Source organism: Pseudomonas sp. NPDC087346, from assembly GCF_044744235.1.
Lineage (GTDB): Bacteria > Pseudomonadota > Gammaproteobacteria > Pseudomonadales > Pseudomonadaceae > Aquipseudomonas.
Map to the genome: position 1 here is coordinate 1 of NZ_JBIUXX010000104.1, position 8,054 is coordinate 8,054.

The window sequence follows — 8,054 nt, forward strand, 5'->3', positions numbered from 1 at the left end:
ACCTGACTGGATTCGTGTGCGCATCCCGGTTTCGCCGGAAGTCGACCGTATCAAGAGCCTGCTGCGCAAGCACAAGCTGCATAGCGTCTGCGAAGAGGCTTCCTGCCCGAACCTGGGCGAGTGCTTCTCCGGTGGCACCGCGACCTTCATGATCATGGGTGACATCTGCACCCGTCGCTGCCCGTTCTGCGACGTCGGCCACGGTCGTCCGAAACCATTGGACGTCAATGAGCCGGAAAGCCTGGCCATCGCCATCGCCGACCTGAAGCTCAAGTACGTGGTGATCACTTCGGTTGACCGCGACGACCTGCGTGACGGCGGTGCCCAGCACTTTGCCGACTGCATCCGCGAAATCCGCAAACTGTCGCCGAACGTGCAGCTGGAAACCCTGGTCCCGGACTACCGTGGCCGTATGGACGTGGCGCTGGAAATCACTGCCGCCGAGCCACCGGATGTGTTCAACCACAACCTGGAAACCGTGCCGCGCCTGTACAAGGCTGCGCGTCCGGGCTCGGACTACCAGTGGTCGCTGACCCTGCTGCAACGCTTCAAGCAGATGATGCCGCACATTCCGACCAAGTCTGGCCTGATGCTGGGTCTGGGCGAGACCGACGAAGAAGTCATCGAAGTCATGAAGCGCATGCGCGAACACGACATCGACATGCTGACTCTGGGCCAGTACCTGCAACCGTCCCGCAGCCACTTGCCGGTTCAGCGCTTCGTGCACCCGGACGTCTTCGCCTGGTTCGCCGAGGAAGGTTACAAGATGGGCTTCAAGAACGTTGCGTCGGGCCCTCTGGTACGCTCGTCGTACCACGCTGACGAACAGGCGAAACTGGTCAAGGCCGAGCTGCTCGGTTCCTGATCCAGCGCCATACGAAAATGCCCGCCGAGGCTTCATTGCCCGGCGGGCATTTTTTTGTCTGGCCTACATCAATCGGTTACTTTTCCTGCAATTGATGGGCAACAGAGCCTCTTCTGTTTGCTGCTGTTCCTGACTACTGTGTCTTCAAGACTTCTCACAGGGAGATTCAAGGATGACTGTTCGACCGACCCATACCCTTTCTCCGCACAAACCGGTGCCAGCGCTGCCGTCCGAAGGGCTGATCGGCGTGATTGCACCCGCCGGCCCCGGCGCGCTGGACACCGACAAGGCTGTGCAATGGATGCGCGCTCGTGGCTACGGCTTGCGGGTGTTTCCGGGCGTCTATGAGAAGGACGGCTATCTGGCCGGCAGCGATGATGTACGGCTCAACGACCTGCATGCTGCGTTTGCCGATCCGGAGGTCGATGCGATCATTTGCCTGCGTGGCGGTTACGGTACGCCGCGCCTGCTGGATCGTATCGATTTCGACCTGCTCAGCCGTAATGCCAAGCCTTTTGTCGGTTATAGCGACATCACCGCGCTGCACGTCGCCATCAGTCGCTACGCCGGCTTCGTGACCTTTCACGGGCCGTTGTTGAACGCTGATCTGTTGGGCGACAAGGAGCCGCCGACAGTGACCTCGTTTTTCGCCATGCTGCGTGGGCAGATGAAGTCGGGCAGCGTGTTCAGTCACCCGGTTGCTTATCCGTTGACCACGGTGGAGCCGGGCATCGCGCATGGGCGCCTGCTTGGCGGCAATCTGGCGATGATCGCCTCGACCATGGGCACGCCTTACCAGATTGATCTGGAAGGGGTGATTCTGTTCATCGAGGACATCAACGAGCCGCTGTACCGCATCGACCGGTTGCTGACGCAATTGCGCTTGGCAGGCATGCTGCAAAAGCTGCGCGGGGTGTTGGTGGGGGATATTGCCGGGGTAGAGATCGATGCGTTGAATCGCTTGCTCAAGCAAACCTTTGAGCCGTTGCGGATTCCGGTGCTGTCCGGGTGGCGCAGCGGGCATTGCGATCCGAACCTGACGTTGCCGATGGGGGCGTTGGTGCGGCTGGATGCAGGGAAGAAGGAGTTGATGCTGGAGCAGGATGTGGTGATCAAGGCGTAGAAGTTGTTCGCCTGATAGTCAGTCTTCGCGGGCAAGCCCGCTCCCACAGGTTTTTGAGTCGAACACAGAATTGTGTTTCGACAACGACCCTTGTGGGAGCGGGCTTGCCCGCGATGCTTTTACTGGGTACGCAGGCTCTCAAGCAGCTTGTGCGTCGGATAACCATCCGCCGGCCAGCCAAACGACTGCTGCGCACTGCGAATCGCCTTGCGCGTATTGGCGCCGATGATCCCGTCAGCGGTGCCCGCGTTGTAGTTGCGCGCGCTCAGCAGGGTCTGCAATTCAATACGCTCGGTGCGGCTCAGCGGCAGGTCATCTTTCGGCCAGGTGCCGTTGATCAGGCCGCCGCCACTGAAGCGCTCGGACAACAGGCTGACTGCCAACGCGTACGACGAAGAATTGTTGTACTTGAGGATCGCCCGGAAGTTGTCGAGGATCAGGAACGCCGGACCACGATAACCGGCCGGCAGCAGCAGGGCGGCTGACAGTTGCTCGGAACCCTGCGGTACCTGACCGCCATTCGGCAGGCTCACACCCAGTTGCCGCCATTCAGCGACAGTTTTGCGAATCGCACCGTCCGCCAGGGTGAAGTCGAAACTGCCCGGCAGTTGCACTTCAAAGCCCCACGGCTGACCGCGTTGCCAGCCGGAGCTTTGCAGATAATGCGCAGTCGAAGCCAGGGCATCGGCCGGACTGCCCCAGATGTCGCGGCGACCATCACCGTCAAAGTCCACGGCGTGGGTGTTGTAAGTTGTCGGAATGAACTGGGTCTGCCCCATGGCGCCAGCCCAGGAACCAAGCATTTTTTCCGGCGTGATATCACCCTGTTGCAGGATTTGCAGGGCCGCGATCAGTTGCGCATGGGCAAAGCCCGGACGCCGACCTTCATAGGCCAGAGTCGCCAGCGAATTGATCACCGACTTGGTGCCCTGGAACTGACCGAAGTTACTTTCCATGCCCCACACCGACACCAGCGCCTGACGATCAACGCCATAGCGCTGTTCGATACTCTGAAGGATGTCGGCGTACTGGCTGATCAACGCCTGGCCCTTGCGTACGCGCAATGGCGAAAGAGCACCGTCGAGGTATTCCCAGACCGGGCGGGAGAATTCCGGCTGACTGCGGTCGGCGCGAATTACGCTCGGGTCGAAGCTGACATTGGCAAAGGCGCGATCAAACAGCTCAGGACGAATCCCGGCGGCGAGGGCGTCCTTGCGGAAACCTGCTTGCCATTCGGCAAAGGTCTGGGTCGGCTGAATATCGAGCGGGTCGGCGGACGGCACTACCGGCGGAATTATCGCTGGGGCCGTAACGACAGGGGCGGTTTGCAGGGGTTGCGCATCGGCGGCGGTGGGTTTTTCCGCACAGGCGACAAGCAGGACGAAGCTTGCTGCAGCGATCAATTGGCGAACGGGCCAACGATGGGAAAGACTAAAGGGCATGCACAGTTCCAAGAGATACGAATCAGGTGCAGACCTTAACATGTCGAAGGGGGGTTCTGCTTCAAGCAGCCAGAAAGTAAGAAGCCTCCCAGCTTTTAGACTGGAAGGCTTCGCGGCGGTAGCTGCCTTTGCCCTTGGTTGGCTGTTCCTGGCGGCTGCGGAACAGGGGTTGGGCGATGATGGATTTGGCCTTGTTCGGGCCATGTTTCGATGGCTTTTTGCTCATTGGGGTTCTCGCGAGTGAGTGGGTTTTGCGCGGCAAATAATCTGCCGATGTCGGGCATCTGTCTATAGGGCAAATGGGGGTGGTGTTTGTAGGAAAACAAGATCAAAAGATCGCAGCGTGCCGCAGATCCTACACCGATCCTGTGGGAGCTGCGGAACGCTGCGATCTTTTGATTTTATTCAGCAGGCAATGAAAGGCGCTGACCGGCCATCAACAGTGCCAGACGACTCAGGCTCATCCATGGCGAACCGGCTGCCTGACCCTTGATTTGCGCGTCGATGCGCTGAGCTTCGAGCAACAACTGCGCCCAGCGTTGCGCCGAGTAGCGTTGCAGGGCCTTGCTCATCAGTGGTTTGCGTTTGTCCCATACCGGCGGCTTCGACTGGCTGAAGCACTTGTCCAGCGGCGTGCCCTGGCTGTATTGCAGGGAGATGTTCGCCAGCAGGCGCAACTCTCGGGCCAGAGCCCAGAGAATCACCGGTGGTTCGACACCCTCACCGCGCAATCCTTCAAGTATGCGCAACGCGTGGGCGGCTTCGCCGTTGAGGATCGCATCGGTCAGCCCGAATACGTCGAAACGGGCACTGTCGGCCACGGCTGCCTGTACGGTTTCGACGGTAATCTGGCCGCCCTCGGCCATCAGCTTGAGCTTCTCGATTTCCTGCGCAGCGGCGAGCAAATTACCCTCGACGCGTGCGGCAATCAGTTCGACCGCGTCCTGGCTGGCCGCCAATCCGGCCTGCGACAGACGCTGACGAATCCAGCTCGGCAACTGGTTGGCATCCACCGGCCAGATCTGCACGAACTGGGTCTGCTGACCTTCAACCAGCGCCTTGCCCCACTTGGTTTTCTGCGCGCTGCCATCGAGCTTGGGCAAGCTGATCAGCAGTAGCGTGTCTTCAGCGGGACGTGAGCAGTATTCCATCAGCGCAGCTGCACCCTTGTCACCGGGCTTGCCCGAGGGCAGGCGCAGTTCCAGCAGGCGCTTTTCGGCGAACAACGACATGCTCGCACCGGCCTGCAACAACGTACCCCAGTCGAAACTGGCGTCGGCGGCGAACACCTGGCGTTCGTCGAAACCTTGTTGGCGGGCGGCACTGCGGATGGCGTCGGCGGCTTCCTGGCACAGCAGTGGGTCATCGCCACTGATGATGTAGACCGGCGCGAGGGCGCCTTGCAGGTGTTTGCCGAGTTGAGCGGGAGCGAGCTTCATAAGAGAGGGCGAACGGGGCGCCTGAGCGCCCCGTACGTCTTACTGCTTCGGCAGTTCGAGCGGCGACTGACGCGGAGTTTCCGCTTCAGCCTTTTGCGCCGCTTGCAGGGCGTCAGCTTCTGCTTTGGCCCGGTCATTGGCAGCCTGTTGCAGCTGCTGCAGTTGCCCCGGAGTTATCTGTTGCAGGCGCAGCATCATGCGCTGAACCAGCTCGCGGCGGGTGTCACGACGGGCGTCGTTGGCTTCCTGATCGGAACCCACGAGGTTGTTACCGTCGTGGATGAACACTTTCTGCACTTCGAGCTTGTCGCTCAGCAAGCTCAGGTTATGTTCGCCACGGATGTCGTAGTTCAGAACGGTAGTCACCTGATACTCGCCAGTACGGCCGGCACCGGCGTAGCTGAGGATGCGCTGGTCTTCCTGCTCGTCAGCCAGGTACAGCTTGTACGGTGCACCGCTGTAAACCTTGACGCCGCTGGACTCCAGCACCTGGCGCAGTTGCGTTACGGTTTCGCCGTAGGCATTACGTGCGGTCAGATCGAGTTCCTTGATCGTCAGTTCGGTGGTGCCAGTGCCACGCAGCTGGAAACCGCAGGCGCTCAGCAGAACCGCGAGGCCCATCACCAGCAGATTGCGTTTGATCATCTTGTTGCTCCCCTTGAAACCATGTGGGCCGGTCTTGCGGCCCGAAAGGTTTTACATGGCGCCAGGCATACCTGGCGCCCGATCCAATTAGCTGGCGACGATATTGACCAGTTTCCCGGGCACTACGATCACTTTACGAATAGTCAGGCCGTCAACGAAACGCAGTACGTTTTCGTTGGCACGAGCTGCCGCTTCGACTTCTTCACGAGTCGCGCTGGCCGGCATATCGATCTGGCCGCGCAGCTTGCCGTTGACCTGGATAACCAGAGTCAGGCTGTCTTGCACCAGAGCGCTGTCGTCCTGCACCGGCCAACCGGCATCGATCACCGGACCTTCGTGGCCCAGTTGAGTCCACAAATCATGGCTGATGTGCGGAGTGATCGGAGCCAGCAACAGCGTTACGGTTTCCAGACCTTCCTGAACCAGTGCGCGATCCTGTTCGGTGTCTTGCGGAGCTTTTTCCAGCACGTTCATCAGCGTCATCACCTGAGCGATGGCGGTGTTGAATTTGTGGTTCTGGCCGACGTCATGGCTGGCCTGCTTGATCGCGAGGTGGATCGCACGGCGAATGACTTTCTGCTCGTCATTCAGGCTGGCAACGTCGAGTTTACCCGGCAGGCCCTGAGTGACGTGGGCTTGCGCCAGACGCCAGACGCGCTTGAGGAAACGGTGCGAACCTTCGACGCCGGAGTCGGACCATTCCGCGCTCATGTCAGGCGGCGAGGCGAACATCATGAACAGGCGGCAGGTGTCGGCGCCGAACTGGTCGATCATCGACTGTGGGTCGACGCCGTTGTTCTTCGACTTGGCCATTTTCTCGGTGCCGCCGATTTCTACCGGCAGACCGTCGGAGATCAGCTTGGCGCTGATGACTTTGGCTTTGCTGTCGCGCTCAAGTTCTACGTCCGCCGGGTTGAACCAGGTGTAGGCACCGTTGGCTTCGCGACGATAATAAGTCTCGGCGATCACCATGCCTTGGGTCAGCAGGTTCTTGAACGGCTCGTTGGAGCTCACCAGGCCTTCGTCGCGCATCAGCTTGTGGAAGAAGCGCGCATAGAGCAGGTGAAGAATTGCGTGTTCGATACCGCCAATGTACTGATCCACCGGCAACCAGTGGTCAGCCGCGGATTTCTCTACCAGGCCACCTTCAAAGTGCGGCGAGGCGTAACGGGCGTAGTACCACGACGACTCGACGAAGGTGTCCATGGTGTCGGTTTCACGCTTGGCAGGCTGGCCGCATTTCGGGCAGCTGCACTCGTAGAACTCGGGCATGCGTGCCAGTGGCGAACCGGCGCCGTCCGGCACCACGTCTTCCGGCAGCACAACTGGCAACTGGTCTTCCGGCACCGGCACGTCACCGCAGGTTTCGCAGTGGATGATCGGGATCGGGCAGCCCCAGTAGCGCTGACGGCTGATACCCCAGTCGCGCAGGCGGAACTGGGTACGCGAGGCGCCGAGTTCTTTCTTGATCAGCGCGACTTCCATGGCGTCGAACGCGCCTGCGAAATCGAGGCCGTCGAATTCACCGGAGTTGATCAGCGTGCCGTGTTCGCCGTAGGCGTCTTGCCACGGGGCCGGGTTGGTATCGCCGGAGCTGGTACGCACTACCGATTTAACGGGCAAGTCGTACTTGTGGGCGAACTCGAAATCACGTTCGTCGTGAGCCGGTACCGCCATCACGGCGCCGTCGCCATAGTGCATCAACACATAGTTGGCGACCCATACCGGCAGTTTTTCGCCAGTCAGCGGGTGCTCGACGAACAGGCCGGTTGGCAGGCCTTTTTTCTCTTGAGTGGCGACGTCGGCTTCGGCGACGCTGCCGCCCTTGCATTCAGCGATGAACGCTTGCAGCTCAGGATTGTTCTGCGCGGCCTGGGTGGCCAGCGGGTGCTCGGCGGCGACGGCAACATAAGTCGCGCCCATCAGGGTGTCCGGACGGGTGGTGAAGACTTTCAGCACGCCGGCTGCGCCGATGGAATCGACGTTGTACGGGAACTGCACTTCCATGCCGCGGGATTTGCCGATCCAGTTGCGCTGCATGGTCTTGACCTGTTCAGGCCAGCCAGTCAGTTCGTCGAGGCTCTCCAGCAGCTCATCCGCGTAGGCGGTGATCTTGAAGTAGTACATCGGGATTTCGCGCTTTTCGATCAGCGCGCCGGAACGCCAGCCGCGACCGTCGATCACTTGCTCGTTGGCCAGAACGGTCTGATCGACCGGGTCCCAGTTCACGGTGCCGTTTTTACGGTAGATCACACCTTTTTCGAACAAGCGAGTGAACAGCCATTGTTCCCAACGGTAGTAATCCGGCTTGCAGGTGGTGACTTCACGCGACCAGTCAACCGCCAGACCCAGGCTGCGCAGCTGGGTTTTCATGTAGGCGATGTTTTCGTAGGTCCATTTGGCAGGCGCTACGTTGTTCTTCATCGCGGCGTTTTCTGCCGGCATGCCGAAGGCGTCCCAACCCATCGGTTGCAGAACGTTCTTGCCGAGCATGCGCTGGTAGCGGGAGATCACGTCGCCGATGGTGTAGTTGCGCACGT

General features: G+C 60.3%; 7 protein-coding genes. 2 read left to right on the forward strand and 5 right to left on the reverse strand.

Annotation, left to right across the window (positions count from 1 at the left end; translation table 11 throughout):
* On the forward strand, positions 1-865 hold an 865-nt coding region (gene lipA, locus ACIOZM_RS30200; RefSeq protein WP_401220987.1), incomplete at its 5' end, for a lipoyl synthase.
* Between the two features lie 172 nt (positions 866-1,037).
* Positions 1,038-1,988 carry an LD-carboxypeptidase gene (locus ACIOZM_RS30205; RefSeq protein ID WP_401220990.1) on the forward strand — a complete coding sequence of 317 codons (951 nt, stop codon included), beginning with the start codon at positions 1,038-1,040 and terminating at the stop codon, positions 1,986-1,988.
* A 119-nt stretch (positions 1,989-2,107) separates the two neighbouring features.
* Here the strand turns inward: ACIOZM_RS30205 and ACIOZM_RS30210 are convergent, their stop codons facing one another.
* From ACIOZM_RS30210 to leuS, 5 genes are all read right to left on the reverse strand, one after another.
* Positions 2,108-3,430: a lytic murein transglycosylase gene (locus ACIOZM_RS30210; RefSeq protein ID WP_401220992.1), complete on the reverse strand. Its 1,323-nt coding sequence runs from the start codon at positions 3,428-3,430 to the stop codon at positions 2,108-2,110.
* 61 nt (positions 3,431-3,491) lie between these two features.
* Positions 3,492-3,656 (reverse strand): alternative ribosome rescue factor ArfA, encoded by a 165-nt coding sequence (gene arfA / locus ACIOZM_RS30215; RefSeq protein WP_401220994.1) that lies wholly within the window; start codon positions 3,654-3,656, stop codon positions 3,492-3,494.
* 175 nt (positions 3,657-3,831) lie between these two features.
* Positions 3,832-4,869, reverse strand: coding sequence for a DNA polymerase III subunit delta (holA, locus tag ACIOZM_RS30220; protein ID WP_401220996.1), 1,038 nt, complete (start codon positions 4,867-4,869; stop codon positions 3,832-3,834).
* Positions 4,870-4,908: 39 nt separating this feature from the next.
* Positions 4,909-5,514: an LPS assembly lipoprotein LptE gene (gene lptE / locus ACIOZM_RS30225; protein WP_401220999.1), complete on the reverse strand. Its 606-nt coding sequence runs from the start codon at positions 5,512-5,514 to the stop codon at positions 4,909-4,911.
* Between the two features lie 87 nt (positions 5,515-5,601).
* A partial coding sequence (leuS, locus tag ACIOZM_RS30230) for a leucine--tRNA ligase (RefSeq protein ID WP_401221002.1) occupies positions 5,602-8,054 on the reverse strand: 2,453 nt, incomplete at its 5' end.